This is a genomic window from Synechococcus sp. PCC 6312 (assembly GCF_000316685.1).
Lineage (GTDB): Bacteria > Cyanobacteriota > Cyanobacteriia > Thermosynechococcales > Thermosynechococcaceae > Pseudocalidococcus.
Genome location: NC_019680.1, coordinates 2,357,675 through 2,383,124 on the forward strand (window position 1 = coordinate 2,357,675; position 25,450 = coordinate 2,383,124).

The 25,450-nt window shown below is 50.0% G+C and carries 28 protein-coding genes and 1 tRNA gene; 12 read left to right on the forward strand and 17 right to left on the reverse strand.

All coding sequences use genetic code 11. The features are described 5' to 3' along the window. Positions 1-36 precede the first annotated feature (36 nt). Together SYN6312_RS18365 and SYN6312_RS11485 are read right to left on the reverse strand one after the other, a co-directional pair. Positions 37-732, reverse strand: a complete 696-nt coding sequence (locus SYN6312_RS18365) for an FHA domain-containing protein (RefSeq protein WP_015125048.1) — start codon at positions 730-732, stop codon at positions 37-39. Positions 733-748: 16 nt separating this feature from the next. After that, positions 749-1,099 carry a hypothetical protein gene (locus SYN6312_RS11485; protein ID WP_015125049.1) on the reverse strand — a complete coding sequence of 117 codons (351 nt, stop codon included), beginning with the start codon at positions 1,097-1,099 and terminating at the stop codon, positions 749-751. A 275-nt stretch (positions 1,100-1,374) separates the two neighbouring features. Here SYN6312_RS11485 and tmk point away from each other — a divergent pair, with 275 nt between their 5' ends. After that, positions 1,375-2,073, forward strand: coding sequence for a dTMP kinase (gene tmk, locus SYN6312_RS11490; protein WP_015125050.1), 699 nt, complete (start codon positions 1,375-1,377; stop codon positions 2,071-2,073). Further along, the gene (locus tag SYN6312_RS11495; RefSeq protein WP_015125051.1) at positions 2,046-2,969 is read left to right on the forward strand and encodes a DNA polymerase III subunit delta'; all 924 of its coding nucleotides are present in this window, start codon (positions 2,046-2,048) and stop codon (positions 2,967-2,969) included. Before tmk ends, SYN6312_RS11495 begins: the two co-directional genes overlap by 28 nt. Positions 2,970-3,460: 491 nt before the next feature. Here the strand turns inward: SYN6312_RS11495 and SYN6312_RS11500 are convergent, their stop codons facing one another. Continuing rightward, the gene (locus SYN6312_RS11500) at positions 3,461-5,539 is read right to left on the reverse strand and encodes an NAD(P)/FAD-dependent oxidoreductase (RefSeq protein WP_015125052.1); all 2,079 of its coding nucleotides are present in this window, start codon (positions 5,537-5,539) and stop codon (positions 3,461-3,463) included. Positions 5,540-5,682: 143 nt separating this feature from the next. Between SYN6312_RS11500 and SYN6312_RS11505 the strand changes: the two genes are divergently transcribed. Further along, positions 5,683-5,883, forward strand: coding sequence for a hypothetical protein (locus SYN6312_RS11505; protein WP_253276343.1), 201 nt, complete (start codon positions 5,683-5,685; stop codon positions 5,881-5,883). A 200-nt stretch (positions 5,884-6,083) separates the two neighbouring features. Next, a complete protein-coding gene (locus SYN6312_RS11510; protein WP_015125054.1) occupies positions 6,084-6,896 on the forward strand; it encodes a DUF975 family protein in 813 nt (270 codons plus the stop codon). Here SYN6312_RS11510 and rsmA read toward each other — a convergent pair. The 5 genes from rsmA to SYN6312_RS11535 form a co-directional block, all read right to left on the reverse strand. Beyond that, positions 6,889-7,752 (reverse strand): 16S rRNA (adenine(1518)-N(6)/adenine(1519)-N(6))-dimethyltransferase RsmA, encoded by an 864-nt coding sequence (rsmA, locus tag SYN6312_RS11515; protein WP_015125055.1) that lies wholly within the window; start codon positions 7,750-7,752, stop codon positions 6,889-6,891. The genes SYN6312_RS11510 and rsmA overlap by 8 nt on opposite strands. Beyond that, entirely contained in the window at positions 7,752-9,041 is a 1,290-nt protein-coding gene (gene eno / locus SYN6312_RS11520) for a phosphopyruvate hydratase (protein ID WP_371257356.1), read from the reverse strand. Before eno ends, rsmA begins: the two co-directional genes overlap by 1 nt. A gap of 98 nt (positions 9,042-9,139) precedes the next feature. Continuing rightward, the gene (locus SYN6312_RS11525) at positions 9,140-9,706 is read right to left on the reverse strand and encodes a hypothetical protein (RefSeq protein ID WP_015125057.1); all 567 of its coding nucleotides are present in this window, start codon (positions 9,704-9,706) and stop codon (positions 9,140-9,142) included. Between the two features lie 99 nt (positions 9,707-9,805). Further along, complete coding sequence (ald, locus tag SYN6312_RS11530) at positions 9,806-10,900, reverse strand: alanine dehydrogenase (protein ID WP_015125058.1); 1,095 nt, start codon at positions 10,898-10,900, stop codon at positions 9,806-9,808. 45 nt (positions 10,901-10,945) lie between these two features. Next, the gene (locus tag SYN6312_RS11535; RefSeq protein WP_015125059.1) at positions 10,946-11,485 is read right to left on the reverse strand and encodes a DUF3172 domain-containing protein; all 540 of its coding nucleotides are present in this window, start codon (positions 11,483-11,485) and stop codon (positions 10,946-10,948) included. 149 nt (positions 11,486-11,634) lie between these two features. Here SYN6312_RS11535 and SYN6312_RS11540 point away from each other — a divergent pair, with 149 nt between their 5' ends. Together SYN6312_RS11540 and SYN6312_RS11545 are read left to right on the forward strand one after the other, a co-directional pair. Beyond that, the gene (locus SYN6312_RS11540; protein ID WP_015125060.1) at positions 11,635-12,816 is read left to right on the forward strand and encodes a TRC40/GET3/ArsA family transport-energizing ATPase; all 1,182 of its coding nucleotides are present in this window, start codon (positions 11,635-11,637) and stop codon (positions 12,814-12,816) included. A 17-nt stretch (positions 12,817-12,833) separates the two neighbouring features. Then, positions 12,834-13,535, forward strand: a complete 702-nt coding sequence (locus tag SYN6312_RS11545) for a triacylglycerol lipase (RefSeq protein ID WP_015125061.1) — start codon at positions 12,834-12,836, stop codon at positions 13,533-13,535. A gap of 16 nt (positions 13,536-13,551) precedes the next feature. Here SYN6312_RS11545 and trpS read toward each other — a convergent pair whose 3' ends face one another. The 3 genes from trpS to SYN6312_RS11560 all read right to left on the reverse strand — a co-directional run bounded on the left by trpS (position 13,552) and on the right by SYN6312_RS11560 (position 15,814). Further along, complete coding sequence (gene trpS / locus SYN6312_RS11550; protein ID WP_015125062.1) at positions 13,552-14,565, reverse strand: tryptophan--tRNA ligase; 1,014 nt, start codon at positions 14,563-14,565, stop codon at positions 13,552-13,554. Positions 14,566-14,690: 125 nt separating this feature from the next. Next, on the reverse strand, positions 14,691-15,410 hold the full coding sequence (nth, locus tag SYN6312_RS11555) for an endonuclease III (RefSeq protein WP_015125063.1): 720 nt from the start codon (positions 15,408-15,410) through the stop codon (positions 14,691-14,693). 26 nt (positions 15,411-15,436) lie between these two features. Next, positions 15,437-15,814, reverse strand: coding sequence for a hypothetical protein (locus SYN6312_RS11560; RefSeq protein ID WP_015125064.1), 378 nt, complete (start codon positions 15,812-15,814; stop codon positions 15,437-15,439). A gap of 375 nt (positions 15,815-16,189) precedes the next feature. On the opposite strand from SYN6312_RS11560, the gene SYN6312_RS11565 reads away from it, so the two are divergent. The 3 genes from SYN6312_RS11565 to SYN6312_RS11575 all read left to right on the forward strand — a co-directional run bounded on the left by SYN6312_RS11565 (position 16,190) and on the right by SYN6312_RS11575 (position 18,804). After that, positions 16,190-16,468, forward strand: coding sequence for a hypothetical protein (locus SYN6312_RS11565; RefSeq protein ID WP_156804789.1), 279 nt, complete (start codon positions 16,190-16,192; stop codon positions 16,466-16,468). A gap of 54 nt (positions 16,469-16,522) precedes the next feature. Beyond that, positions 16,523-17,695 (forward strand): cyclophane-forming radical SAM/SPASM peptide maturase GrrM/OscB, encoded by a 1,173-nt coding sequence (grrM, locus tag SYN6312_RS11570; RefSeq protein ID WP_015125066.1) that lies wholly within the window; start codon positions 16,523-16,525, stop codon positions 17,693-17,695. Positions 17,696-17,910: 215 nt separating this feature from the next. Then, entirely contained in the window at positions 17,911-18,804 is an 894-nt protein-coding gene (locus tag SYN6312_RS11575) for a 4-hydroxybenzoate solanesyltransferase (RefSeq protein WP_015125067.1), read from the forward strand. 281 nt (positions 18,805-19,085) lie between these two features. Here the strand turns inward: SYN6312_RS11575 and SYN6312_RS11580 are convergent, their stop codons facing one another. Further along, the gene (locus tag SYN6312_RS11580) at positions 19,086-19,523 is read right to left on the reverse strand and encodes a peroxiredoxin (RefSeq protein ID WP_015125068.1); all 438 of its coding nucleotides are present in this window, start codon (positions 19,521-19,523) and stop codon (positions 19,086-19,088) included. 185 nt (positions 19,524-19,708) lie between these two features. Here SYN6312_RS11580 and SYN6312_RS11585 point away from each other — a divergent pair, with 185 nt between their 5' ends. The 3 genes from SYN6312_RS11585 to SYN6312_RS11595 are packed head-to-tail and all read left to right on the forward strand — an operon-like array spanning position 19,709 to position 21,146. Continuing rightward, positions 19,709-20,302, forward strand: a complete 594-nt coding sequence (locus SYN6312_RS11585) for a sigma-70 family RNA polymerase sigma factor (RefSeq protein ID WP_015125069.1) — start codon at positions 19,709-19,711, stop codon at positions 20,300-20,302. Beyond that, complete coding sequence (locus SYN6312_RS11590) at positions 20,299-20,643, forward strand: hypothetical protein (RefSeq protein ID WP_015125070.1); 345 nt, start codon at positions 20,299-20,301, stop codon at positions 20,641-20,643. The genes SYN6312_RS11585 and SYN6312_RS11590 overlap by 4 nt, the downstream gene beginning before the upstream one ends. A gap of 29 nt (positions 20,644-20,672) precedes the next feature. Next, a complete protein-coding gene (locus SYN6312_RS11595) occupies positions 20,673-21,146 on the forward strand; it encodes a Spy/CpxP family protein refolding chaperone (protein ID WP_015125071.1) in 474 nt (157 codons plus the stop codon). Positions 21,147-21,190: 44 nt separating this feature from the next. Here the strand turns inward: SYN6312_RS11595 and SYN6312_RS11600 are convergent. The 5 genes from SYN6312_RS11600 to SYN6312_RS11620 all read right to left on the reverse strand — a co-directional run bounded on the left by SYN6312_RS11600 (position 21,191) and on the right by SYN6312_RS11620 (position 25,200). Continuing rightward, a tRNA-Leu gene (locus SYN6312_RS11600) sits at positions 21,191-21,271 on the reverse strand. Positions 21,272-21,323: 52 nt separating this feature from the next. After that, positions 21,324-23,510 (reverse strand): DUF3488 and DUF4129 domain-containing transglutaminase family protein, encoded by a 2,187-nt coding sequence (locus tag SYN6312_RS11605; RefSeq protein ID WP_253276344.1) that lies wholly within the window; start codon positions 23,508-23,510, stop codon positions 21,324-21,326. A gap of 152 nt (positions 23,511-23,662) precedes the next feature. Continuing rightward, positions 23,663-24,340, reverse strand: coding sequence for a histidine phosphatase family protein (locus SYN6312_RS11610; protein WP_083853521.1), 678 nt, complete (start codon positions 24,338-24,340; stop codon positions 23,663-23,665). A 147-nt stretch (positions 24,341-24,487) separates the two neighbouring features. Then, the gene (locus SYN6312_RS11615; protein ID WP_015125074.1) at positions 24,488-24,766 is read right to left on the reverse strand and encodes a hypothetical protein; all 279 of its coding nucleotides are present in this window, start codon (positions 24,764-24,766) and stop codon (positions 24,488-24,490) included. 248 nt (positions 24,767-25,014) lie between these two features. Next, positions 25,015-25,200 (reverse strand): NblA/ycf18 family protein, encoded by a 186-nt coding sequence (locus SYN6312_RS11620; protein WP_015125075.1) that lies wholly within the window; start codon positions 25,198-25,200, stop codon positions 25,015-25,017. Positions 25,201-25,450 lie beyond the last annotated feature (250 nt).

Sequence of the window (25,450 nt, forward strand, 5' to 3'; positions counted from 1 at the left end):
TAAACCCAAGCGGTCAAAATCTTGGGACTAGCCCTTTTAAGTTGTGGAGCTTTTGAAGAAATGAAAACTTGAGGGCGGGGCTGAGGGTTGAGGACTGGGCGGGGCTGATTGACTTAAAGCCCAAATTAACAAACTCCCCAAAACAACTCCGGCTGCAATCCCTCCAACTCCCACTAGCCAGTATTTAGACAGTGATGGAGAACTTACATCTGGACTAGGTTCTACTAGGGTGACAACTGGCGGCGGCGGTAGAGAAGTATCTTTACGGACAACCGTTGGATCAACTTCAAAGGGTTCACCGACTAAAGTTTCGGTTCCGGTCAGGGGGATAGACTTAATGCTTTGGAAACGAATCTGCTCCAGATATCTAATAAACTCTGCCTTAGCCATGGTCAACACTTCATAGGCAATCTTGACATCGCTGCCCAGGCGAATCTGATCCCCATGCAACAAATTGTGGGTCTTAGAGCGGGTTCCATTGACAAAGACACCGTTAGCACTGAGGCGGCCACGGGCATTTCCATCCACTAGACGATAGTGATATCCATCACCACCCTGTTTAGGCAGTCGTAAAAGGAGGGCGTGTTGTCGGGAGATATCGGGAGCCTCAACCACAATGGCATTAGATTTATCTCTGCCAATAGAGTAGGTTGCGGACTGGAGGTGGAGGGTGCGTTTTCCCTTTAAGTCTTGAATGATTAACACATGATGTTCCGTTGCCGGCTGACTCATAATATTCTCAATGGGCTTATAGGCCTGACACGCTACCAATAAGCTCCCAGTTTCGTTCTTCAGTAAGGGCTTGCCGGACTTGACGATAAATTTGGGAACAATGATTATTACGGCTCAAGGGTAGTTCTTCATTCTTAAAGACAACGTTCACGCGAGTGATTTCTGGCTCAACCGGAACATCATTAATCAAGATTTCCACAGTTACCAATTGAGCAAGAGCCGAGCGGCCTGGAACTTCTCGAGCGACCAGATAATCTTTATCTTGATGCAATACTTCTAAATCACAGGCCCGTAAGGCATCGGCTAATTCGTCCTGAACTTGCTCCTTCGGAAGAGCGACTGTTAGGTTGTGGGTATAACGAGCCATAAAATAAGGAACTCAGAAGAACAGCGATGGCATTGTTGAGACGGACTTGCAGCTAACTTAAATAATAACCAAGGTTACCGGAATTGGGTACTAAATCTAATGTCTAATTAGGTCGGCTTGTCAAGATACTTATTATTTATCCTCTAATCATTCTCTGGTGATTGTCCAGGCCTGATTGTGTTCTGCGTTACGCGTTTAAGAAATTTCAGTCTGCTCTGTGGCACTCTATCATAGTTCAGTGAGTTGAACGGATATTTCAGGGATGCAGGATGACGATGGGTAAACAGATTCCCGGTCGTTTTATTGTTTGGGAAGGGGGTGAGGGGGCGGGCAAAACGACTCAAATTGGCCTCACCCAGGCCTGGTTGCAGGAATCTGGCTGGTCAGAGGCCTTACAAACCCTTGTCCCACAGTTAACGCCAGTGATTCTGCTGACTCGCGAACCAGGGGGAACCGCCCTAGGTCAACACCTGCGTCAACTGTTGCTCCATAGCCCCACGGATATTGCCCCGGCCTGTGAACTGTTGCTCTACGCTGCGGATCGGGCCCAACACTTAGCGGAAAAAATTATGCCCCATCTCGATGCCGGGGGATTGGTACTCTGTGATCGCTTTACGGATTCTACGGTGGCTTACCAAGGTTATGGGCGGGGCCTGGATTTAGGGATGATTCACCAACTCAATCAAATTGCTACTGCTGGCCGGCAACCGGATTTAACTCTCTGGCTGGATGTGACTCCAACTCAAGGCCTGGGCCGGGCAGAAAAACGCTCTGGCAGCCAAGATCGCATGGAACAGGCCACCTTAGCGTTTCATCAACGAGTCCACCAGGGATTTACGCAACTGAGTGGCCTGGCCCCGGAGCGGATCAAGCGCATTGATGCTAACTGCCCCCAGGCCGAGGTAACTGCCCAAATTCAATCGTGCTTACGAGATGCACTGCGCCAATGGTATCCCCAGATTTCAGCCCCGTAATTGGTCAACTCCAGGCCCGAGAACTCCTCGAACAAGCTTTTGTGCGGCAACGGATCGCCCCGGCCTATTTGTTTGCTGGGCCTCCAGGGGTCGGCAGAGCTTTAATGGCGCGGCAACTCATCCGCTCGCTGCTGGGGACTTGCCATCAATCTTTGGCCAATCACCCGGATCTGCTCTGGCTCCAGCCTACCTACCTACAAAACAACAAACTTTTAACCGCCGCTGAACTGATCGCCCAAGGTCAGAGCTTACCCAAAACCCGTCCCCAAATCCGCCTCGAGCAAATTCGGCAGTTAAGTCGGTTCCTGAGTCGTCCCCCCTTGGAAGCTCCCCGGTCGGTGGTGGTGATTGAACAGGCGGAAACCATGGCTGAAGGGGCCGCCAACGGACTCTTAAAAACCTTAGAAGAGCCTGGCCTGGCTACCTTAATTTTGATCGCCCCTAGTGAAACAGCCCTTTTGCCCACCTTAGTGTCCCGCTGCCAACGGATTCCCTTTTATCGCCTCACTGCGAGTCAAATGAGCCAAGTTCTCCACCAGGCCGGGGCCAGCGAAGTTTTAGGGTTTCCCCCCTTGGTGGAATTAGCGGCTGGCAGTCCGGGAGCGGCGATTACCCATTGGCAACAGTGGCAAACTATTCCTAGCGAACTCCGCCAGGCCTGTTTAGGCTTAACACCCCCTATTTCTCTCCGACAAGGACTAGAGTTGGCCCGTGAGATTAGCCAAGGCCTGGACGTGGAATCACAAATTTGGCTCTTGGATTTAATGCAACAAACCCTTTGGCAAAACCACCGAAATATCCCTGATGTGCAACGATTAGAAGCCGCCCGCCAACAACTCAAACAATATGTCCAACCCCGCTTAGTTTGGGAGGTCGCCATGATTGGATTTACCTAAACCCAACGTCATCCTCAGCCCCTGAAACAGGTGTTATTTCCCGATACGGTTAACGGTTTATTAGTGCGACCAATCAAGATGAAGAAAGCTCAGGAATTGATTCACCGACCATGAAGATAATATCGTACATATGGTGGTGGAGCATTTGATTTGTTTTGTGAAAATATTTAAGATTATGCTAGAGAGATTCCGCCTTTCAAAATCTCGATATGATTCAATTTTTCTGACGGTATGCGGATTGGTGAGATTGAGATGAGGCTGTTTGGAGTTGGGATTCGTTAAATCTTAAGGGTGTGAGGCAAGTATTATGGTTTATAACCAACATTGATGGTCAATGAACTGGCAATAGGGACTGAAAAGCACTGTAAAGTCGTTGTTTTTGAGCATGGTCTGACATTCTTTAATATGGCTAAAATCTATGTCCCCCATAGATTATACGTTCTTGGAAATGTTTACTAGCTCTAGCCTAGACTAAGAAGTTGAGTTAGGTTTTACGGATTTGGTGATTGGATATTCCCAGCAGTGACCATTGGCCGGTTTAGGGTTGTTCCAGGCCGGGGCAGGGTGGGTAAGGTTTGTTCGATCCGGGGTTGGCCAACAGAATAGGTGAGATCATAGCTCCAACAGAGTAACCGAAACCAAACCTGAGGAAATTTTGGCTCTAACCAGGCCTGACTCTTTCTGATTAATCCCGGCACCCAGGCCCCAAACAAGGCATTCAAAAACGCCGCCCAAGTAAAGGTAAAGTAACTCCCCAACCAACGGGCCATATCCCAAGGGCCGACCATATCCCAAATCCAATAGAGTAAGCCCGGATTTTTCCAAGCCGCGGTGATCGCCATCCGATTAAACGGCCACCAGCCGGCCCGATCCTTAATAAACCGATCCGCCAACTCGGGTGATTCCCCCGCCAAAATCCCAAAAAAGGTATTCAGCATGGCATTGACGCGGTTGGGGGGTAAATTCCGCCCGGTGGGCACCATCATCCCGCGGGAAAATAGCCAAGTCACGGCCGTATTACTTTGGAAGGCCCGAATTTGATTGAGTTGCTCAGACTGTAAAAGATCGTGTTTGAGGGCTGTTTGGAGCAGATCCGTCAGGCGGGGCAAATTCCGCACCAGGGAGCCAAACCCGGTAAACACCAAGGGAGATTGTAAGGAGGCGGCATCCCCAATGGTCACGAGGCGATCAAAGGCAATGGTGCGGTCTTGGCGATACAAGCTAAAGTGTCCGGGAATGTAGCCAAAGGTGGGTTTAATCCAGGCCAGGTCATCTAAATCACAACGGCGGTATTCCGGCAAAATCTCGAAAAAGTCCTCATACATCTCCAACAGGGAACCGGGATTATCGGGATGGACTTTGTGATAGTGGAATAAATAAATTGTCAGTTCATCCCCCGCTGCCGGAAACAGTTCCCAAATGAGTTGCCGCCCCCGTGATAAATCTCCATGACTGTTCAAGACATCGCCGTAGTCAGCATCCCAAACTTGCGGATCTAGCCCGGAAATAATTGCCCCGACTGTTGGACAAACGCTATCAAAGGCCCGCCCGCCGTTCAGTTGCCAAGCAATTGGGGAAGCGGTACCCATCGCATCGACCAAGAGTCGTCCAGTTGCCCTTTGGGCTTGATTTGTCGGCCGATGGGTGGCTTGAATCTGGATTGCATTGGGGTGAACGGTGGCCTTGATAAATTCGGTTTCGTCCCAAATTTCTCCCCCGGCCTGGCGGAGTTTCTGCCCACAGAGTTGGAGAAAGCGGCTGGAGTCGAGGGCAATATTGAGGACGGTGGGCGTATGGAGAATCGGGGCCTGGCACTGTTTAGGGGTAGTCGCTGAGAAAAACTGGTTAAACCCATCGACATACTCGCGGGCAATGATGCTGGCAAATTCCGCCGCCGTGAACAGGCCTAGATCAATCAGATGTTGAAACTCCGCCCGCGAAATATTCCATTCCCGATTCATCCGGCCAAAGGGCAACCGCTCTAGTAACAAAACCCGATAGCCTAAACGGGCCATCACGGCCGCATGGACAACCCCCAGCGCGCCACCGATATAAATCAGGTCAAAATTGGGCGTTTCGGCCAGTTCGGAAGATTGACTGACAACCTGCTGGGGAGCCTGGGGATGACGAACGCCTTGCCGCCAGCGTTGCTCCCACCAATAAACTCGTTGCAGATCCGCTTCCCCATTGGGCATTTGTTGAAAATATTTAACCGTGCGGGGATAAAACGGCTCTAGGGCAGTAAAAATCGAGTTTTGGCTGAGATCAATTTCGGGTGGCTCTGGGTGTTGGAGTGGAAAAGCGGTGTGCAGAGATTTTTTCAGGTGTTGAAGCAAAGATGACTCTTGCGGAACCGGACTTTGACCCCAACGAAAGACTTTTAAGTAGGTGGTGCGTTGGAGTGACCAAGCAAAAACGGACAGTTCTGATGCCGTCCCCGGAAATTGCCAGCGAATCCCAGCGGTCGTGGCCTGAATTTGCCCCGCAAAAGGCTGAAATTGGGACTGCAACCAGGCCTGGACATCTGTGGTGACGGGGGTTGGAACTTCGAGATAGAGAATTTCTTGCATTTTGTTTCAATCACACCCGAAAGGACTTGACAGACCGAGGAAATACAGTAAACTTCCAAATACTTAGTTTAAGAGAGTTTACAAATTTCTCATAATTGCTGCCCACACCTATGCATTATCCCATTCCTGGCAATCTCGCGGAAATGACTGAACTAGATCGTCAGCCGGTTAATGCTGAGTTGGTGGCCGCAGCCATTGCCGGGGTGGTGAAAATGGCCCGGGATCAGGGACAAACTTTAGAAATGTTGCAATTAGAAGTTTTGGCAGAGGACTATTTATTAGATGCGACCACGCGCCGCTGGCTCAGTGAGTTGGTGGGCCAGGCCTGGGAAACCTGTCTTTAGACATTTTTCTAACTCCAAAGTTTAATTCATCACTGAGTCGGGGTAGGAAACTCAAACACTAGGGGCTACTGGTTCTGCTGAGAGAAGATAGCTGAGTTCTGACTATCTGAGATAATCTAAAGGCGATGAATCATCTTAGCTACCAGGCCTGGGGGGTTGGAGTTGGGATGGGGTAATTCTCAGGTGTGAGGAAATAGAGTATGTATGACCAACAGGGTAGTTCTAACGCATTAGAGCGCCGAAATTATCAAGTCAGTATTGGCTTGTTTTTGGGGGAAGGCTGGCAGATTATTAGCCAAAATGTGGGTGGATTCATTGGCTTTTTTGTCATTAGTTTCATCATCAGCATTGTCTTGAGCAATATCCCTGGCGGCGCGCTGGTGAATGGTTTTGTTTCTGCGATTCTCGTGGCTGGTAATTATATTGTTGGCTTCAAGCTTCTCCGGGGGCAACCCACTTCTTTTGGAGACTTCTTCACTGGTTTTCAGGGTAATCGCTTTCTACCTATTCTCTTAACCAGCTTGCTGACTGGGTTATTTTCAGGCATTTTTAGCATTTTAGCGGGCATGGCCTTTGTGGTTGGCTTTCTGCCCTCATTTCGTTCCTTGCTAGAGCGGATACAACTGGAAGAAGCGACCCCAGATCCAGAACTCGATCAAATTGTTAACTTTCTCCAACGCTTACCGGAAATTCCCGCTGGTGTGACGCTAATCCTCATTATCCTAGGTATTATTCTCCTGATTCCCGCTATCTATCTGGGCGTGGCCTATACCTTTGCTGTCCCGTTAGTGGTGGAACGGCGGATCGAATTTTGGGCCGCCATGGAAGCCAGTCGGAAAACCGTGACCCATCAGTGGTTTGTCATCTTTGGCTTATTGTTTGTGCTTGGCTTAATCAACTTTGCCGGGGCTTGCCTCTGTGGCCTAGGGTTATTGGTAACTGTTCCCCTCAGTTATGGGGTGATTGTGGCAGCCTACAATAATATTTTTGGGCTATCGGATCAGCCTATTTAAGCCGATTTAATTGTCCCTGCCCGAACAGAAGTAGCTTGTCTGAGGAGACGGATTCCAGGCCAGCTTGGTCTAACCAATTGCTTAATTGAATCCAGGTTTTTAAGTCTAGATTCTCGGCTCTAGTTTGGGCAGAAATATTTAAATCTTGAAAGGCGTTGAGAAGAACGTCCCGCGCCACCCGGCCCTTGAGGGTATTGATCAACATTTTCCGGCGGGTGGCAAAGCCCAGTTGAATTAACTCATCTAATAATGGGGGGCAATCACAGGGAATCGGCGGGGCCTGGGGAGTGAGGCGAATGACAGTAGAATCTACTTTGGGGGGTGGGAAAAAAGCCGTTGGCGGAACGTGGCAAATTTTTTCAGGCTTGGCTAAATACTGCACCCGTAAGGACAAGGCTCCATAGGCTTTATCGGCAGGACTGGCTAAAATGCGGCTGGCGACCTCGGCCTGGGTCAGTAAAACGAGGGATTCAAAGGGTAGGGCCTGGGGGTGACTAATAGTTCCCAAGAGCTTGATTAAAATCGGCCCGGTGATGTTGTAGGGAATATTGGCGACAACTTTATTCGGCTTGGGGTCAGGTAGGGCCGCTAAATCTAATTTGAGGAAATCTGCCAGAATTAGATTCCAGTTGGGGTGAGTGAGGGTTGTGGTTAGGGCCTGGTACGCGTCTCGATCCACTTCCACACTGGTGACTTGTCCGGCGGCGGCCAAAAGGGGGCGCGTTAAAACTCCTGTGCCTGGGCCAATTTCCAAGACATGATCCTCAGGGGTTAAGGCCCCGGCCTGGAGAATTTTGCCCAAAACCCGCGAACTCTGTAACCAATGCTGCCCAAACCGCTTTTGCGGCCGTACCATTAACGAGTTCCCGGCCCGAAGCCCACTGCCCCTGCGTAAACAGCACTTTCGCCAAGATCATCTTCAATCCGCAGTAGCCGATTATATTTCGCAACCCGTTCACTGCGGCAAAGGGATCCGGTCTTGATCTGTCCGGCCCGAGTCGCAACAGCGAGATCTGCAATCGTGGTATCTTCCGTTTCCCCAGAACGATGACTAATCACCGAGCGATAGGCATTCCGGGTGGCCAGATCTATGGTTTCCAAGGTTTCCGTCAAAGTCCCAATTTGATTGAGTTTGATCAAAATTGAGTTGCCAATATGTTGATCAATGCCGCGTTTGAACCGAATCGGATTGGTCACAAATAAGTCATCGCCAACAAGTTGAATCTTGCTGCCCAGCTTTTGCGTGAGGATTTTCCAGTTTTCCCAGTCATCTTCATGGAGGCCATCTTCAATGGAGACAATTGGATAGGCATCCACTAATTCGCCCAGGTAATCAATCAAATCAATCGGGTTGCGGGTGACACCATCGTAGGTATATTTACCATCGGCATAGAACTCACTGGCGGCCACATCCAACGCTAAGGCCACTTCATCCCCAGGCTTAAACCCAGCTAATTCAATAGACTTCATTAAAATATCTAAAGCAGCCCGGTTTGAGCTTAGGTTTGGGGCAAATCCGCCTTCATCCCCGACCCCCGTCAACAGGCCTTGGTCTTTGAGCACACTACTCAGAGCCGCAAAGACTTCCGCTCCCCAGCGCAATGCCTCCTTAAATGAGCTAGCCCCAGCGGGAACAATCATAAATTCTTGAATATCCACATTGTTGTCGGCATGGGCCCCACCATTGATCACATTCATCAACGGAACAGGGAGCAAATTCGCCAAGGGCCCACCCAAATAGCGATATAGAGGCACATCCAAGGCAAACGCACAGGCCTTAGCCGCTGCTAGGGATACGGCCAAAATCGCATTAGCCCCGAGGTTAGATTTATTGGCTGAGCCATCCAAGTCAATCATCAAGTGATCCAGGCCAGTCTGATCGGCGGCATCAAAATCAATCAGGACCGGGAGAATTTTTTCTTCGATGTTGTCCACGGCCTGGAGAACCCCTTTACCGCCATACCGACTTTTATCCCCATCCCGCAATTCATGGGCTTCAAAACTCCCCGTTGAGGCCCCACTGGGAACTTGGGCCAGGCCAATAATGCCACAGGCTAACTCTACTTCTGCTTCTACAGTCGGCCGCCCGCGGGAGTCTAAAATTTCCCGGCCGTGAATGGCGACAATGGCGGTATCCAACATCATGCTTTCCTCTGAATCGCTCGCTTGAGTCCAGCTAAAATTTTACTCTGAACTATCCAGTTCCCAGTGCAGTTATCCCAAAACTCTTAAGCATTACCTAATTAATCCTCAGGAGTCAGGGTTTGGCCGCGCCGTTTGCGAGCCTCTAGGGCCTGGGCAATTAAATCCAACAGGCCTGGGGCTTCATTTTGAATCGTTAACAGTAACCGCTCACCCACCGCCAAATCATCACTGGAATTTTCTGGCACAGCCATCATGATTTCTTTCACCTTAGGGATAGTCGTATCAACAATTTCCACCAAAGCGGTTAAGCAACGGTAGAATTGGCGTTCCGTCAAGGTGCCATCCTCAAGGGGAAACTCAATAATGGCCCGAATCTCCCCATCAGAGGCATCGTATTCCCATTGGAGCATCTTGGTTTCCCAGGAAATCCCCAGCAGGGTTTGTAAAATTACTTCTTTGTAGGCATGGTGCTGAACCCCAGGCAAAATATCGGGGGCGAATAGCTTAAAAAACTCCCCCTCTTCGTCCAATTGAATCACGACCACAAACCGATCTAAGTTATCTCCCGTTACCCCGGTAATAATTTGGTTGTAAGCCGCATCCAGTTTGTAATTGAGGTTGTGATGATCCAGATATTGGGCAATTTGGGTCAGGGTGATGGCCATTCTTCAATCTCCAGGCCGGTTTTTCTTTACCCTATCACCATCCTGGCCTGGCCTTTTTTTGGGGTTGATCTAAATTTCTGGAGATGTTTGGCGATCACCTCAAAGGAGATCCGGAAACTCTTTATGGAGGGCGGGGTGGATCAGACGCTGATTTTGGACATTGATGCCCAGGCCCAGGCCCCGATCTTGGTCACAGGCCTCGATCCCGAGATCTGCTAATTTCAAGACAAAGGGCAAGGTACTATTGGTCAAGGCCTGGGTGGCCGTGCGGGGAACAGCTCCGGGCATATTCGGGACACCATAGTGAACGACCCCTGCTTCTACATAGGTGGGTTGAGAGTGGGACGTTGGTCGGAGTGTTTCAATACAGCCCCCCTGATCCACCGCCACATCCACAATCACCGATCCCGGAATCATCTGCTGCACCAGGCCCCGTGAGACTAAACAAGGCGGTCGCTGGCCTGGAATTAAAACCGCCCCAATCAGTAAATCAGCCGTGGGCATGACTTGAGCTAGGGCATTTGAGGTGCTGTAGAGATAATTTACCCTTGCTCCAAAGAGAGTTTCTAAGTAGCACAGCCGCTCAACATTGACATCAAAAATCGTCACATTGGCCCCAAACCCCACCGCAATCCGAGCCGCCTCAGTCCCCACTACCCCACCGCCCAAGATCACCACATGGCCAGGTTGGACACCGGGTAAGCCACTGAGTAATATCCCCCGCCCTCCTTGAGAACGCTCTAGAAACCGGGCCCCAAACTGCACCGCCAATCGTCCGGCAATCATGCTCATGGGGGTTAAGAGGGGAAAACTGATTTGGCCACCTCGCTCCCGTTCCACCGTTTCATAGGCAATGGCAGTCAAGTCGGTTTTTAAGAGGGTTTCAGTTAGGTCTCGATTAGCGGCTAAGTGTAAGTAGGTGAATAAAATCTTGGGAAGTGTTAAAAAATTATACTCACTCGCGAGGGGTTCTTTGACCTTAATGACCATCTCCTGATCCCAGGCCTGGGCCGCAGTCAAAACAATGGTGGCCCCAACCGCTTGATAATCTGCATCCCTAAACCCAGAACCCAGACCCGCACCCGATTCCACAAATACCTGATGCCCTCGCTCCTGTAAAGCTTGAACCGATGCCGGACTTAAACCCACGCGGAATTCCTGGTCTTTGATTTCTTTGGGTAAACCGATATTCATAACAGGCCTGGAGGGATTGAGTGGAAGACGATGAAGGGCAGATGCCTAGAAGTTATTGGTTTCGGAAGGATTATTCCCTAACCCCGGCATTCCCAAAAACAAATTTTGATCGGCATTGCTCTGATAGATACAGTTAATTTTGGGGGAGTTTTCGATAGAGCCAGTAAAACCAAAGGTATTCAAGCGTTGCCGACATTCTCGCAGCTGATCCCCTGTGATCAATTTCCGTTGCTCCAGTAAACCAATATTGTTGGCCCGCACCACACAGCCCGGTTGCATCACGGGTTGAGAGACAAAGACATTAAAGGGGTTAAACGTGACAAACACCCGCGAATCCACAACAATGGCACTGGCTCCATATTGGACACAGAGTTCGGGATTAGGGGCACTTTGGTCAATGAACTGGGTTGAAGCTACATTTTCCGGGTTCAAGGTCGTAGTTTTACTAAAGGCCACGCCAACGCCAATCCCGAGAATAAATACGCCTCCCAACACCGCTAAAGTCGTGGAATTCATCGGAGAGGTAGAAGCAGCAGAACGGGTCGGACGGGGGGGCACGTTGCGGGGTGGGGGACGACGGGGCATAGGCCTAAAACTGAAACTAACCTGATAATGCTACTCCAGTATGCCCTGCCAATGGGTTGTTTGGGGATCAGTCCGGGTTCTAGGAGTGATTATGAACAAGCTGCAAAATTTCTTTACAATGAGAGGGCAGTAACGCGGTTGCAACCCTAATGCGTGTAATTTTAATGACCGGAAAAGGTGGTGTCGGGAAAACGTCTGTGGCGGCGGCAACGGGGTTACGGTGCGCGGAATTGGGCTATAAAACCCTCGTGTTAAGTACCGATCCAGCCCACTCTCTGGCGGATAGCTTTGATCAGGAATTGGGCCATATTCCAGCCCAGATCAGTCCTAATCTTTGGGGTGCGGAACTCGATGCGCTGATGGAGCTGGAAGACAATTGGGGGGCTGTCAAACGCTACATTACCCAGGTTTTACAAGCGCGGGGTCTGGAAGGGGTACAAGCCGAGGAGTTAGCCATTCTGCCAGGGATGGATGAGATTTTTGCCTTAGTCCGGATGAAACGCCATTATGACGAAGGCCTCTATGAAGTATTGATTATTGACTCTGCCCCCACGGGAACAGCCTTGCGACTCTTGAGCCTCCCGGAAGTGAGTGGCTGGTATATGCGGCGGTTCTACAAGCCCTTACAACGGATGTCGGTAGCCCTGCGCCCATTGGTGGAACCCATTTTTAGACCCCTGGTGGGATTTTCCTTGCCCGATCAAGAGGTGATGGATGCTCCCTATGAATTTTATGAGCAGATTGAAGCCTTGGAAAAAGTGCTAACGGATAATACTGTAACGTCAGTCCGGCTCGTGACCAACCCTGAAAAAATGGTGATCAAGGAGTCTTTGCGGGCCCATGCCTACCTGAGTTTGTATAACGTGGCAACGGATATGGTGGTGGCTAACCGAATTATTCCCGATACGGTCAGTGATCCATTTTTTACCCGTTGGAAAGAGTCCCAGCAGCAATATCGTCAAGAAATTCATGATAATTTTCGCCCCTTGCCCGTTAAAGAAGTGCCGTTGTTTGCCGAGGAATTGTGTGGGTTAGAGGCTCTCCACCGTCTCAAAGATACCCTTTATGCCAATGAAGACCCAGCCCAGGTCTATTACAAGGAAAATACGATTCGCGTCATTTCCGACCAAGGAGAATACAGCCTGGAGCTTTATTTGCCGGGAATTCCCAAGGAAAAAATTGAACTGAACAAAAACGCAGATGAGTTAAATATCCGGATTGGCAATCATCGCCGGAATATGGTGTTGCCGCAGGGGTTGGCCGGGATGCAGCCCGTGGGAGCCAAGATGGATGAGGACTATTTGAAAATTCGTTTTGCCAACGCCTCGTAGGTTCAGGTCTGGTGCTTATGTCTCTCCCTGTGGTGATTTTGCCAGGCTATTTAGCGGGTGCAGATGATTATATTCCGTTGCAGAACAGCCTCTTAGCCTTGGGGATTTTGGCCAGGATTGTGCCTCTCCGGGGACAGGATTGGTTAGTCACCATTGGCGGCCGGCCTGTAACTCCGATTTTGAATCAATTAGCGGCCACAGTGGCTCAGGTGCAGGCAGATTCCGGTAGTGAACAGGTAAATATCATTGGTCATTCGGCGGGGGGCTGGATTGCCAGGGTTTATTTAGGGGATCAACCTTACTGCGGCCAGGCCTGGGATGGGAAACGTTATGTTAAAACCCTCGTCAGTTTAGGCACTCCCCACACCAGTCAGGAACGTTGGACGAAGAAAAACCTGGATTTTGTCAATACCACCTACCCAGGGGCCTTTTATGACCAGGTGCAGTATGTCTGTGTGGCGGGCAAAGCCATTTATGGACAAAATACTTGGCCCTTGGAGCGTTGGTTTACCTATCAAAGCTATCAACTCACCTGTGGGGAGGGCCAGGCCTGGGGAGATGGAGTCACGCCCGTAATTTCAGCCCATTTAACCGGAGCAGAAAATATCACCCTAGAGGGAGTCCTCCATGCCCCGCGCAGTCGTTCCCGTGATTGCCCCAATGCTCCTTGGTATGGCTCTGAAACCATCATCCCGGCCTGGGTGAACGCGCTCCTTTAGAACTCTGGATCCGGGGCTAAAATTTGGGGCAAAATCCCATGGCCTGGCGAACTTGAGAGAGAGTTTCTTGAGCCAACGTCTCGGCCTTGAATCGGCCCTGCTCCAAAACCTCTGCTAAATAGCTCTGGTCAGACATGATTTCCTGATAGCGGGCCTGGATTGGGGTGAGTGCGGCAATGATCGCATCCGTGAGTAAGGGTTTGAACTGGCCCCAGCCCATTTCGGCACAGTCGGCAGCTACTTTTGCCTTGGGTTGATCGGTCAGCACCATGTAAAGCCCCAGCAAATTGTGACATTCTGGCCGTGATGGATCATCAAAAACCAGGCCCCGGTGGGGATCGGTTTTGCAACGCTTAATTTTCTTCCGAATTTCATCAGGGCTATCTAGCAAGTTAATCCGGCTCAGTTCTGAAGGATCGGACTTAGACATTTTTTTAGTCCCATCGGTTAAGCTCATCACCCGCGCCCCCTCAGTCCGAATTAAAGGCTGGGGAAGTTTCAGGACCGGATTGGCCTCGGAACCAAACAGATAATTGACGCGCACGGCAATATCGCGGGTGAGTTCTAGGTGTTGTTTTTGATCCTCGCCCACGGGCACCAGATCGGCCTGGTAAAGGAGAATATCAGCAGCCATCAAAACTGGATAATCCAACAACCCGGCACAAACATTTTCACCCTGCTTAATGGCTTTTTCCTTGAACTGGATCATATCTTCCAGCCAATTCAGGGGGGTAATGCAGTTCAGCAGCCAAGTGAGTTCCGCATGGGCCGAGACATGGGATTGAATAAAGATCTGGGCGTGAGCCAAATCAATGCCACAGGCCAGGTAGAGGGCAGCCACTTTCCGGGTATTTTCAGCCAGGGTTTTGGGGTCGTGGGGAACCGTAATGGCGTGTAAATCCACCACACAAAAGTAGTTTTCATAGTTGGCCTGGCCGGCGACCCAGTTGCGAATCGCCCCTAAATAGTTCCCTAAATGCAAGCTGCCCGTTGGTTGAACTCCAGAAAGAACCCGTTGTTTGGTGGTCATGACGCTGGTGGGTGGTGGATCAAGTGAATCAATAGTGAAGGGCTGGTGATGGTGAGATTTGTATGGTTAGCCAAACCTTGCGACCCTTGATTTTACGGCCTCTCGGACTGTATTGGCTGGGGCAATCAGGAACCATCTGTAATTTTCCTTGGGTTGGGAGCAGGGGGCGGTGGGTCAAAGCGGGGCGGTTGGGGTTTTGGGGCGGTGGGACAGAGATCAGCTAAATCACATTGGTCACAGAGGGGTTTACGGGCATTACAGATGGCACGACCATGATAAATCAACCGAATTGACCAGTTTTCCCAGTCGGGTTGGGGCAATAAGCGCATTAAGTCCCGTTCAATTTTGATCGGTTCTGTCGCTTTGGTCAGGCCCAGGCGTTGACTCAGGCGTTTGACATGGGTATCAACCGTTACGCCCATATTGATGCCATAACCATGGGCCAACACCACATTGGCTGTTTTGCGGGCCACACCGGGTAAGGTCAACAGGTCTTCCATCACCTGAGGAACTTCTCCCCCATAGATCGTGACAATCCGCTGACAGGCCCCTTGGATGTGCTTGGCTTTGTTGCGATAAAATCCGGTCGAGCGGATTAAGGATTCAATCTCTAAAATATCGGCACTGGCCAAGGCCTGGGCATCAGGGAAACGGGCAAACAACGCTGGGGTCACTTGATTAACCCGCTCATCTGTACATTGGGCGGAGAGGATGGTCGCCACGAGTAATTGGACAACCGTTTCATAGTTCAGGCTACAGGTGGCATCGGGATACAAACGCTTCAGGCGAATCAGGAGTTCAAGGGCCCGTTGTTGATTGGCTGAGAGTTTGCGGGTGATGGCCATAGCAGCAGGGATGGAGTGATGATTAGCTATTCGCGAATGTCTAAGGTATCAAGATCAATGGCCTGGGACCCCCCTTGAGCGAGTAGGCTGAGGAGTTTACCCAATTGCGACCAAATTAAGGCTCCGGTTCCCAAGGTCAAAATGAAGGAGACAATGCCACTCAGCCAGAGGGGAAACCCATAGATAGACAAACCAGATGCAAGGAAAGAGCAGACCCCGCCACAAATACCCAAATAAGGAACAAAGAGTTGCCCCCCTTGGAGTTGGCTGAGGATTCGAGTCGAGCGCGTCCGTGACCATTCTCCTACCCGTTCTTTTAGGGTAATTTCAAAGGCCCGACCACAGGCGATGGCGGCAACCAGACTAGCAACCAGTAAAAAATAGGGCGGCTCGATATACCCCACAACCCACTCCTTAAAATTTAATAAAGATAGTTAATGATTCTTTACTAAGGGTACAGCAAGATTCACCCCAATTCGGAGGAGTTTTGTCCAAGCTGACCGGGTAAGTCCTCTGTCATTAAACTAACCAGAAAAGTAACCAACTCTGGGCTTGGATATTTTAGACATGAGTTAGTCTGATCCACCAGGAATCCCTACTGAAATCCCTTCCTTGGGAGAGTTGATACTTCGTTCTAAAACTTCCACTCCTGCGCGACCAATAATCCTGGGCCAACACAAACGGGTTAACCCAGTCTATAATGCAACCGATGTAGTAAATTGAGATTGTCTTCTAGAGCAGTTGGGTTGTGGCGCGCTATGCCAAATGAAACAAATAGAGTGACTCATGGCACAGCCAGTTTATTGTTTTTGTTGACGCTCCTAAATGCCAATTCTGCCAATGCCACGGTTAACCAGGCCGAGACCTTAGTTCCTTCCCCAACTATCCCGGCCCGTTTAGCGGCGGTGCGACAACAATTAGAGACGGCTAAGCAGCTTGCCCCCACAAGTTCAGGTGTGTTTCAGGAGAATTTACACTTGGCGGCCTGGGAAGATAGTTGGGTGAATTTTAATGATGGAGCCTATTGGGAAGATATTTGGTCAGACTTTAGTAATTAGTCAGTTATTAGTCAGTCATTAGTCATCTTTCAGGTACCTTAAATATCCCTTGAAATGCTTATTTCTTCAACAGAGTTGGCAACCTTTGGCCCATTTCGACTGGTGATCATTCAACCAACGCCTTTTTGTAATATTAACTGTGATTATTGTTATCTACCTGACCGTCAATCCCGGCAGATTTTAGATTTAGATTTAATTGAACCGATCTTTACTAATCTCCTCCAGAGCCGGTTTTTGGGGCAGCACTTTACGGTCTGCTGGCATGCAGGCGAACCGTTGGCCCTTCCAGTAGCGTTTTATGGCCAGGCCCTTGAAAAAATTAACCAAATCCAGGCCCGTTACCCAGATGTTGACTGCCTGATTACCCATGCCCTGCAAACCAATGGCACCTTAATTACCCCAGCCTGGTGTGAGTTATTTCAGAAGTACCAAATCTCAGTCGGTGTCAGTATAGATGGCCCCGCTTTTTTACACGATGCTCACCGGCAAACCCGCACTGGCCTGGGAACCCATGCAGCAACCCTGCGCGGCATTCAGCATCTCCAGGCCTGGAACATTAACTTTCATACGATTACCGTCCTAACCCAAGAAACCTTACACCATCCCCAGGCCCTCTTTGACTTCTTTTGGGAGGCAGGAATTCATAATATTGGGTTTAATGTTGAGGAAATTGAAGGAGCCCATGCTCAATCCAGTTTGCAAGGGGATACAGAAGAGTTATATCTCGAGTTCATGGAAACATTTTGGCACCTAACCAAACAAACCCAAGGAAAATTGAAGGTACGGGAATTTGATCGAATTAGTGAGTGTCTCTATACCCAAAAACAGCTATCCCGGAATCAGTTGTGTACCCCCTTTGCAATGGTCAATATTGATGTGAATGGTAACTTTTCCACCTATTCACCGGAATTGTTAGGCATGACCAGTGATGATTATGGGCGGTTTATTCTAGGCCATGTTCAGACGGATTCCTTTGAGGCTGCTTGCTTCACCCCGAAGTTTGCTCAAATCTATGCCGATATCCAGGCCGGGGTAGTCGCTTGTCGAGACAGTTGTGATTATTTTGATATCTGTGGTGGGGGCGCGCCTAGTAATAAGTATTGGGAACATGGAACCTTTCAAGCGACAGAAACTCTCCATTGCCGCTACACGCAAAAATTGCTCCTAGATTTGATTTTGGCTGATGTAGAAAAGAGCCTAGGGCAAGCAACAGTTAAATTCCCATAGAAATCTCCCCCAGGCCTGGGTTTAATGCTCCCCAGATACTGCGCGAGTCCTTGGCGATCTAAGAATTTCGAGCGAAAAATAATTCTTGCCCAACTCATGCCCTCTAGAACACATCGGTAAATTCAGCTTAAAATTTGTTTACAGACCAGATTGATCCTGTCCCAAATTAGGGATAAAGGGATTAGTTTCTTCTCTAGTTTTGTGGCGGTGATATTGTGCTGGATACTCCCCCTGTCCCGACAAATTCCTCTCCCACCTGGATCGCGATCCTTAAGCTATTGCGCTGGGACAAGCCGGCCGGCCGCTTCATTTTGATGATTCCGGCCCTGTGGGCAGCGGTGTTGGCGAGTCGAGGCTTACCACCCCTAGGTTTAATCCTGATGATTGTGATTGGAACGTTTGCGACCAGTGGGGCCGGCTGTGTGGTGAATGATCTCTGGGATCGGGATATAGACCCCCATGTCCAACGGACTAAACAACGCCCCTTGGCCAGTCGGCGGCTTTCGGTCTTGATCGGTCTGGTGGTGGCCACAGTCGCTTTTGGGCTGGCCTGGGGCGTGGCGTTATATTTGAATCCCCTCAGCTTTTGGTTAGCCGTGGCCGCCGTTCCCGTAATTATTGCCTATCCCCTGGCGAAACGAGTTTTTCCCTTGCCCCAATTGGTGCTGTCCTTGGCCTGGGGGTTTGCGGTCTTGATCAGTTGGACAGCAGTGACAGGGACCTTAGAAATTGCCACTGGTTTACTTTGGGCAGCGGTCGTGGCCTGGACAATGGGGTTTGATACGGTCTATGCCTTGGCGGATCGGGAGGATGATCGGCGCTTAGGAATTAACAGTAGTGCCTTATTCTTTGGCTCCCAGGCCCCGAATGCGATTGCTGGGTTTTATGGATTGACCGTCCTATTTTTAGGGATATTGGGTTGGACACAGGGCCTGGGCTGGGGGTTTGGACTGACTTTGACGATTGCTACTTACTTTTGGCTCAAGCAATATCTGCAATTGCGCTATCCCCAATTACCCCCTCAACGTTATGGCGAATTCTTCAGCGAGAACGTCTGGATTGGCTTCTTACTCTTGGCGGGAATGGTCTCAGCCTGTGCCTTCTCCTAAGGGAAAAAAACCTGTTTTTCTAGGACTAAATGGATTGATACTTATTGATGAGGAGTGGGTTTTCTGCCTTGGAACTCAGAAACAGATTGTCAGTCAGTTAGCCCTTGTTAAAAAAAAGCAGGCAGATCAGAAACCTAACTCAAAGTAGATTTCCAATCTGTCCAAAAGATAAGCTCCGAGGTAGGGAGGATAACAACTCGACGTTTGGGAAGCTCCCTCAGGCAAGCGTAACAATTCCCTTAATGTCTAGGTTTGTCGCCCTTCAATCAATGTCCCTGGGCCTAATATCCCAAGTCCTTGAGAATATCTGTGGCGTGGGTATCGGTTTTGACGCTGGTATAAACATGGCTAATGGTGCCAGTGCTGTCAATGACATAGGTAACTCGCTTGGCATAGCCGCCGCCATCCACGTCATAGGCCGTCATGATGGACTTGTTAACATCGGCCAGTAGGGGAAAGGGAAGGTTAAACTTTTCCGTGAATTTTTGATGGGAAGCCTCATCGTCACCGCTGACCCCCAAGACGATAATATCTTTACCCTGATAGGCGGAGTAATTATCCCGAAAACTACAGGCCTCTTTGGTGCAGCCCGGCGTATCATCCTTGGGATAAAAGTAAAGAATCACCGTTTTACCGGCAAAGTCGCTTAAGGAGACGGTATTACCCTGAGTATCTTTGGTTGTGAAGGCAGGGGCTGGAGTCCCAACGGTTAATGCCATAGGAGAAATATCCTTGAAATGATCACCTCTCTTAGTGTGACGCACTTTGGGAAGTTCCTCAGGGTGAATCTATTTTTCGCAGATCGGCATCATCCCCAGGATCAAAAGCCAAATGAACCAAACCTGCGGGGAAGCAGTCTTTAATCTATGTAGGCTTTGATGAGGCAACCCGCTTGATCGACACCATGCCCCAGGTTGACTATGGCCCGGTTGATGATTGTCTAGGGGAAACAGCAGTAGCAGATCCAGATTGGGAGATTATTCTCTCGATTTTGGCGGGACAACCGTCACAATTTCGGCTGCTTTATCGGCGGCATCAGCAACGGGTTCGGGCGTTGCTCTTTCAACTCTGTGGCCCCTCTGCTCTGGATGATTTGGTGCAGGAAGTTTTCTTACGGGCCTGGAAAGGTTTACCCCGCATGGAACACCGGGCCAAATTCACGACTTGGCTCTATCGGATTACCTGTAATGTTGCCAGTGACTTCCGCCGCCAGGCCGGGAAACGTCGCCAACAAGCTGAAACGCTCCAATACCAGGCTCACACGCTCACCCCAGCTCCTGATTTGTCGGATCTCCATTACCAGGATTTGGTTCAGCGGGGTCTAGCTGTGTTGAAAGCAGATCAACGGACTGTCCTAGTACTCCACGATCTGGAAGGGTTAGCCCAAAAAGATGTCTCGGAAATTTTGCGGATTCCGGTCGGTACAGTTAAATCACGCCTGTTTCATGCCCGCCAGAGCCTGCGCCAGTTCCTATACCAGGAGGGGATCGCTCTATGATGCCCCCAGAGGACACCCACTCGTCCCAGTTGCGCCAATTTCTGCGCCGCCATCAGCCCGTGCCTCCCCCTGCCTTAGGTCATTTAGAAATGCAGATTATGGGAAAAGTCCTCAATGAGGCTCCAACTCGGCAAGGGCAGCGGGTCTGGTTCTGGGGCCTGTTGAGTTTGCTGATTGTGGGCAGTGGGGGCCTGGTAACGACTCAACTGCTCCGGCCACAAGCTCTAACAGCGAGCGAACTTTCCGAGTTGGATATCTATGTGGCAGATCGTTGGGAATCTCTGTTCAGCACCGCTGAAGAACCCACGCCCACTACAATTTTTAGTCCGTCTCTGGACTAATCATGTTTATATTTTATGAGGACATTCCTATGTGGAAAAGAAACACATCTCTTTGGGTCTTGGCAGCTATTTTAGCGATGCCTGGGACTAGTCTCATTCCCGCCTTTGCCCAGGACAGTTCACCCTCTCCCGTGATTCCTAATCGCCCAAGCCGACCAAATCGCCCGAACTTGAACTTGACCCCTGAGCAAGCGAGTCGTATGCAGGCTGTCCGGGAGAAGTATAAGGGCCAGATGACCCAAGCTCGGGAACAATTAAAACAAGCTCGGACGGAACTGCGGCAACTAATGGTGAATGGTGCATCTGAAAGCCAGGCCCGGGCTAAGTTTCAACAGGTACAACAGCTAGAAAGCAAAATGGCAGAATTGCGCTTCCAAACCATGCTGGAAATTAATGCTATTCTTACCCCCTCCCAACGGCAACAACTGGCCAGCCAAATGGAGCAACGGACAGGGAGGAATCGTCTCCAACGGTTGGAGGGGCAACCGGAGCAGGGAATGTAGAATTCAGAACTGAACTAAAGTCCCTTCTAAGTTGGGTTTGGTAATGCGGATGGCGAGACTCGAACTCGCAAGGCAAAGCCACACGCCCCTCAAACGTGCGCGTATACCAATTCCGCCACATCCGCATTCAAGGCAGTCTCTAGCATACCGCAAATCTTTCCTTTGATCCCCCTACCCCTACTTCCTGAGATTGCGCCGTTTGACCTGCCGCCATGTCCGGTAGAGTTCGGGTAGATTGGCAATCTGTTGTCCATACCGCCAGGCCAGGTATGCACTGGTAATCTCCCTCAGGGCTGCTTGGAGAGTTAGCTGTACCCTTGGCGGTGTGGGCTGAGATTCTAGGGTTGCTAAATATTCCCAGGGGGTTTGACTGGGGCGTTTGGGAAATCCCTGCATGGCCAACGAATCTAAAACCTCTTGGTATAGACGCTCCATCGGTGGAAGTTTGGCTAACCGTTGTCGATAGACCAGGCCTCGCCCACTTAACCAGAGCAACCAGGCCAAGACAACAACTCCCAGAACGACTAGACTTCCCTGGAGAACCCCACCAATGCCCTCGGAAAATAAGCCTAGGAACCACCGCCAGGCCTGGTCAAGGAGCGCAAAAATATTAGCAAAGCCAGTGGTCACTGGGGACGGTAACCAGCCCGCGACCCAATTCCAAAACTGTTGGAGGACGGTAAAGGTCTGATCAACTTCTAAGGATGGGGGATGGAGATCATGGCCGGGAATGGGGTCAAAGGTAAACCAACCCTGACCAGGGAAAAATACTTCCGTCAGGGCATAGGCATCCGTATTTTTAACGATGTATAGACCCGTGAAGGGATTAAACTCCCCGGTTCCCAGGCCCGTGACCAAGCGCGCTGGCATCCCCAAACTCCGCACCATCAGGGTTAAAACCGTTGAGAAGTGATCGGGATAGCCCCCTTCCGCGGCCAAGAATGCGGTGGCTAAATCTTCCCCAGGTTTGAGGGGCGGTAGTTCTGGCTGAATCCGATAGCCTTGTTTGAGGGCCTGGGTTAAAAAGAGGACTTGTTCATAGGGGTTTGTCCGAGGTTGTTCAGCTTTCGCTAACAGAGCTTGGGCCTGGGCACGCAGTTTTGGCGCAATGGCCGGTGGCACTTGCAGATAAATATCCCGCATAGCTTTGCTATAGGTGCTACTGGCGCGACCCAGGCGGGTCCGGTCACGAATGGGGACTTGGGAGATGACGCTATAGGTTAAGCCTTCCGGTAAAGTTAACGGGGCGCGCAATCCACCTTCAGGATCGTAGGCAATTTCTTGGGTGGGGAAAAAGACATCCTGGGCCTGGGCTAAATTGGGAATCAGGTTACTAAACTCGGAAACAACGGTATAGGTTTGGATGACTTCCCGCGTATTGCCGAGGGGGTTGTTATGGGGTACCACAAAACGAAACGACCAGGCCGGACGTTGAAGGATCTCCGCCGCATCATTCCGACTCAGCCGCCAGCCCTGCCCAGTATATTCATCAAAAGCCATCACCCGCCAAAACCCTGGGGCCTGGGAGCGGACTCGCAAAATCTCCTTAGGTGTCAGGCTGCCCCGCAGGTTTTGATTGATTTCGCTACCAAAGCCATAGTAAAAGTCAGGGCTAAAACGAACATCCCCCAGTTCCCCATTCACCCCATTGCCCCTCGTCCCGGCCCCTTGCCCGCTGACATAGCCCGGATTGGTGACATTGGTCTGATTGAATTGCCCCTGGACTTCAATGTTGGCACTGACGGGTAAATTGCGAATTTGATAGCCCGGTAAACGGGGTAAAACGGCAAAGACCACCATTCCCAGGCCAAGCACCAGCGCGAGGGTAACGATCCATTGGCGGCCGACTTGGCGTATTTGTTTGCGGGAAACCCCTAGGCTTTGAATAGATTGAGTCATCAAACCCAGACGTGACCGATAATCTAGAACAAGTACGGGCAATGCCACGGCCAAAAAAAGCAGTAAAAACAGCCCAAAGAGCATTGTCTGGCTCAGAGTTGCCGCCACTCCAATCAAAATCAACCCAATCACCATGGAGTAGCCCAAATCTTTCCGGCGAGGTAGGTCAAAACTATGGAGGACTTGCAGTTGAATCAGTAACTCGGTCAGCAGCATCCGGGAGTCTTGGGCAAAGCGGGCTAATTGACCAATAAACAAGACCAAGGCCAGAATCATGCCCATGGCAATCAAGAACTTGGCCCCGATATTGGGTCGCCGCCGCATTCGCCAACTCCAGGCCCCACCGAACAGACTAAGGGGAACGGCCCAGAATGCATGACTCGTTTCAGCCGCAATGTCTGTAGCCAGAATCCCAATTATCACTAAAACCTGGACGGCCAAGCGCAACAGGAGGGACTCTTCCACCTCTACCGGCCTAGATTGGGGCAGTTTTGGTAATCTCAGGCTAAGGCTCTTAAGTCCAGACATGGCGAAAATTCAATTCTATCGGGCAGCAAATAGCTTTAGTATAGTTAACCAGCTTGGCCTCACTACATCCCCGTTCCTCACCCTAAAATCTATCCAGGCCAATGGGGGGAAGCATTAAACTGTTGAATTTTCCAGAGAGTGGTGTTCAAAGGACGACTGGGGTCATTGACAAAATCCAAGTGGGGTAAGGAGATGTCCAACTCAAACCAGGCCGTGGGGCCAACCTGAATCTGCCAGACCTTATCACATCCCAAAATCACGCTGAGGAGATACTGCAAAAAACCAGCATGACTGACGAGCCAGAGGTGATCTTGATCTTCAACTTGGGTTAAGAGGTTATGCCAAAGCCTTGCCGCCCGCTCATTGATTTGGGTTGGGGTTTCGGCCTGGGGAATGGGGAGCCAATCGAGTTGCGATTCCAGTTGTTGGCAGAGTTCAGGATAGGTCGCAGTGGCTTCAGTCCAGGTTAAGCCTGTCAAAATGCCTACACTGATCTCCCTTAAGTCTTCAAAAGTTTGCACCGCGGCCTGGGGTTGCTGCTGAGTGGCTCTGGCTAGGATTTGAGCAGTCTGGCTGGCCCGTTGCAGGGGACTGGTTAAAATCTGGGTTGGTGCGGGGGAATGGACCCATAAATAGGAATTGAGGGCCTGACTTTGCTGGATACCGATAGGGGTTAACGGGGGATCACTACAACCCAGCATTCGACCCTCTGGATTTCCTTCAGCTTCACCGTGGCGGATCAAAATGAGTTTCATGAGCCAAGACATGACCTCTATCTATCATCGCTACTGATTTCTGATTATTTCTGACTTTGATGGATTTCAACGATTTTAGTTATCTCGTCAGCCTACTTCTATTCAGTCAGTCAGGGCATCAATCGAGTGGCATAGACAGTGATTTCTCGGAATTTTGGTTTAGGAGTCCAGACTGAGGCGGTCTATGGCGTTTTTGGCCGCTTTTAGGCTAGACCCCGTGATCAATCTATATTCCTTAATGGCTTCGATGTTTTTTCTTTGTCGGACTAGCTCTAACAGGTGTTCCCGTTGGCTCCTTGAAAGCTCTAAGCTGGCAAACTCACTCCCATCCGGCTCAATCCGATTTAGACGAGTTGTATTCCGACTCAAGAAAAACGCTAAACCGGCCAAAGTCAGTAAAAATAAAACACCAACCCCAAAAATAATTGTTAAAGTCACAGGGCAAACTCCTGAAGGGATGAAAGGGTGAGGAGCAATATCCCGATTATGGAGTGGGGTCTTTCAGAACTGTATCACCAGTAAAAGTCAAGAACATTGATGGAGTCAAATCTAAACCTTAAAAACATGAAAAATACTAAAAAAGTAAATACTCAATCGAGAGAAAGGTTCACCCCACATCCCCGGCCGGTGTCCCGTTTGCGAGAATCCAGCCTGAGCCTTGAGGTTGACCTAAACAGTCCATAGAACTACGCCGCGCGCTTAATCAAAGAGCGAATGACGTTATCCTTCATCATCAACAGCCGTGAGGCCTGGAGCAATAACTCCTTAGCCTGTTGCTGGGTCATTTCGCCGACCTGTTCCTCCATCAGCCGCATTTGAAACTGCTGTTCAAAGGTGAGTTCGACACTGAGTTCGGGTAGCATTGAGTCCATAGTTATCTCCTCTGAGGACGTATTGCCAACTTGTATTACAAAGTGTAACAAATATATTGACAACGTTGCCACTTAATGGATAACACTCACTCCCTTGAGATTTTGTTCAAAATGAACATTTACTCAAAAAACTCAGGTGATTTCCTGGGAACTTGGTCGTTTTACGCCCGAAAGCCTTGAACTATTAGCAACGAAGCTGATTTATAAGAATTTCTTAAATCAAAATAAACTTTGCTTATAAACACCCCCA

What these genes read in the sequence shown, in the direction of transcription:
- SYN6312_RS18365 (WP_015125048.1), bottom strand. Translation starts at nt 732, where the DNA reads ATGAGTCAGCCGGCAACGGAACATCATGTGTTAATCATTCAAGACTTA.
- SYN6312_RS11485 (WP_015125049.1), bottom strand. Translation starts at nt 1,099, where the DNA reads ATGGCTCGTTATACCCACAACCTAACAGTCGCTCTTCCGAAGGAGCAA.
- tmk (WP_015125050.1), top strand. Translation starts at nt 1,375, where the DNA reads ATGGGTAAACAGATTCCCGGTCGTTTTATTGTTTGGGAAGGGGGTGAG.
- SYN6312_RS11495 (WP_015125051.1), top strand. Translation starts at nt 2,046, where the DNA reads ATGGTATCCCCAGATTTCAGCCCCGTAATTGGTCAACTCCAGGCCCGA.
- SYN6312_RS11500 (WP_015125052.1), bottom strand. Translation starts at nt 5,539, where the DNA reads ATGCAAGAAATTCTCTATCTCGAAGTTCCAACCCCCGTCACCACAGAT.
- SYN6312_RS11505 (WP_253276343.1), top strand. Translation starts at nt 5,683, where the DNA reads ATGACTGAACTAGATCGTCAGCCGGTTAATGCTGAGTTGGTGGCCGCA.
- SYN6312_RS11510 (WP_015125054.1), top strand. Translation starts at nt 6,084, where the DNA reads ATGTATGACCAACAGGGTAGTTCTAACGCATTAGAGCGCCGAAATTAT.
- rsmA (WP_015125055.1), bottom strand. Translation starts at nt 7,752, where the DNA reads ATGGTACGGCCGCAAAAGCGGTTTGGGCAGCATTGGTTACAGAGTTCG.
- eno (WP_371257356.1), bottom strand. Translation starts at nt 9,041, where the DNA reads ATGATGTTGGATACCGCCATTGTCGCCATTCACGGCCGGGAAATTTTA.
- SYN6312_RS11525 (WP_015125057.1), bottom strand. Translation starts at nt 9,706, where the DNA reads ATGGCCATCACCCTGACCCAAATTGCCCAATATCTGGATCATCACAAC.
- ald (WP_015125058.1), bottom strand. Translation starts at nt 10,900, where the DNA reads ATGAATATCGGTTTACCCAAAGAAATCAAAGACCAGGAATTCCGCGTG.
- SYN6312_RS11535 (WP_015125059.1), bottom strand. Translation starts at nt 11,485, where the DNA reads ATGCCCCGTCGTCCCCCACCCCGCAACGTGCCCCCCCGTCCGACCCGT.
- SYN6312_RS11540 (WP_015125060.1), top strand. Translation starts at nt 11,635, where the DNA reads ATGCGTGTAATTTTAATGACCGGAAAAGGTGGTGTCGGGAAAACGTCT.
- SYN6312_RS11545 (WP_015125061.1), top strand. Translation starts at nt 12,834, where the DNA reads ATGTCTCTCCCTGTGGTGATTTTGCCAGGCTATTTAGCGGGTGCAGAT.
- trpS (WP_015125062.1), bottom strand. Translation starts at nt 14,565, where the DNA reads ATGACCACCAAACAACGGGTTCTTTCTGGAGTTCAACCAACGGGCAGC.
- nth (WP_015125063.1), bottom strand. Translation starts at nt 15,410, where the DNA reads ATGGCCATCACCCGCAAACTCTCAGCCAATCAACAACGGGCCCTTGAA.
- grrM (WP_015125066.1), top strand. Translation starts at nt 16,523, where the DNA reads ATGCTTATTTCTTCAACAGAGTTGGCAACCTTTGGCCCATTTCGACTG.
- SYN6312_RS11580 (WP_015125068.1), bottom strand. Translation starts at nt 19,523, where the DNA reads ATGGCATTAACCGTTGGGACTCCAGCCCCTGCCTTCACAACCAAAGAT.
- SYN6312_RS11585 (WP_015125069.1), top strand. Translation starts at nt 19,709, where the DNA reads ATGCCCCAGGTTGACTATGGCCCGGTTGATGATTGTCTAGGGGAAACA.
- SYN6312_RS11590 (WP_015125070.1), top strand. Translation starts at nt 20,299, where the DNA reads ATGATGCCCCCAGAGGACACCCACTCGTCCCAGTTGCGCCAATTTCTG.
- SYN6312_RS11595 (WP_015125071.1), top strand. Translation starts at nt 20,673, where the DNA reads ATGTGGAAAAGAAACACATCTCTTTGGGTCTTGGCAGCTATTTTAGCG.
- SYN6312_RS11610 (WP_083853521.1), bottom strand. Translation starts at nt 24,340, where the DNA reads ATGTCTTGGCTCATGAAACTCATTTTGATCCGCCACGGTGAAGCTGAA.
- SYN6312_RS11620 (WP_015125075.1), bottom strand. Translation starts at nt 25,200, where the DNA reads ATGGACTCAATGCTACCCGAACTCAGTGTCGAACTCACCTTTGAACAG.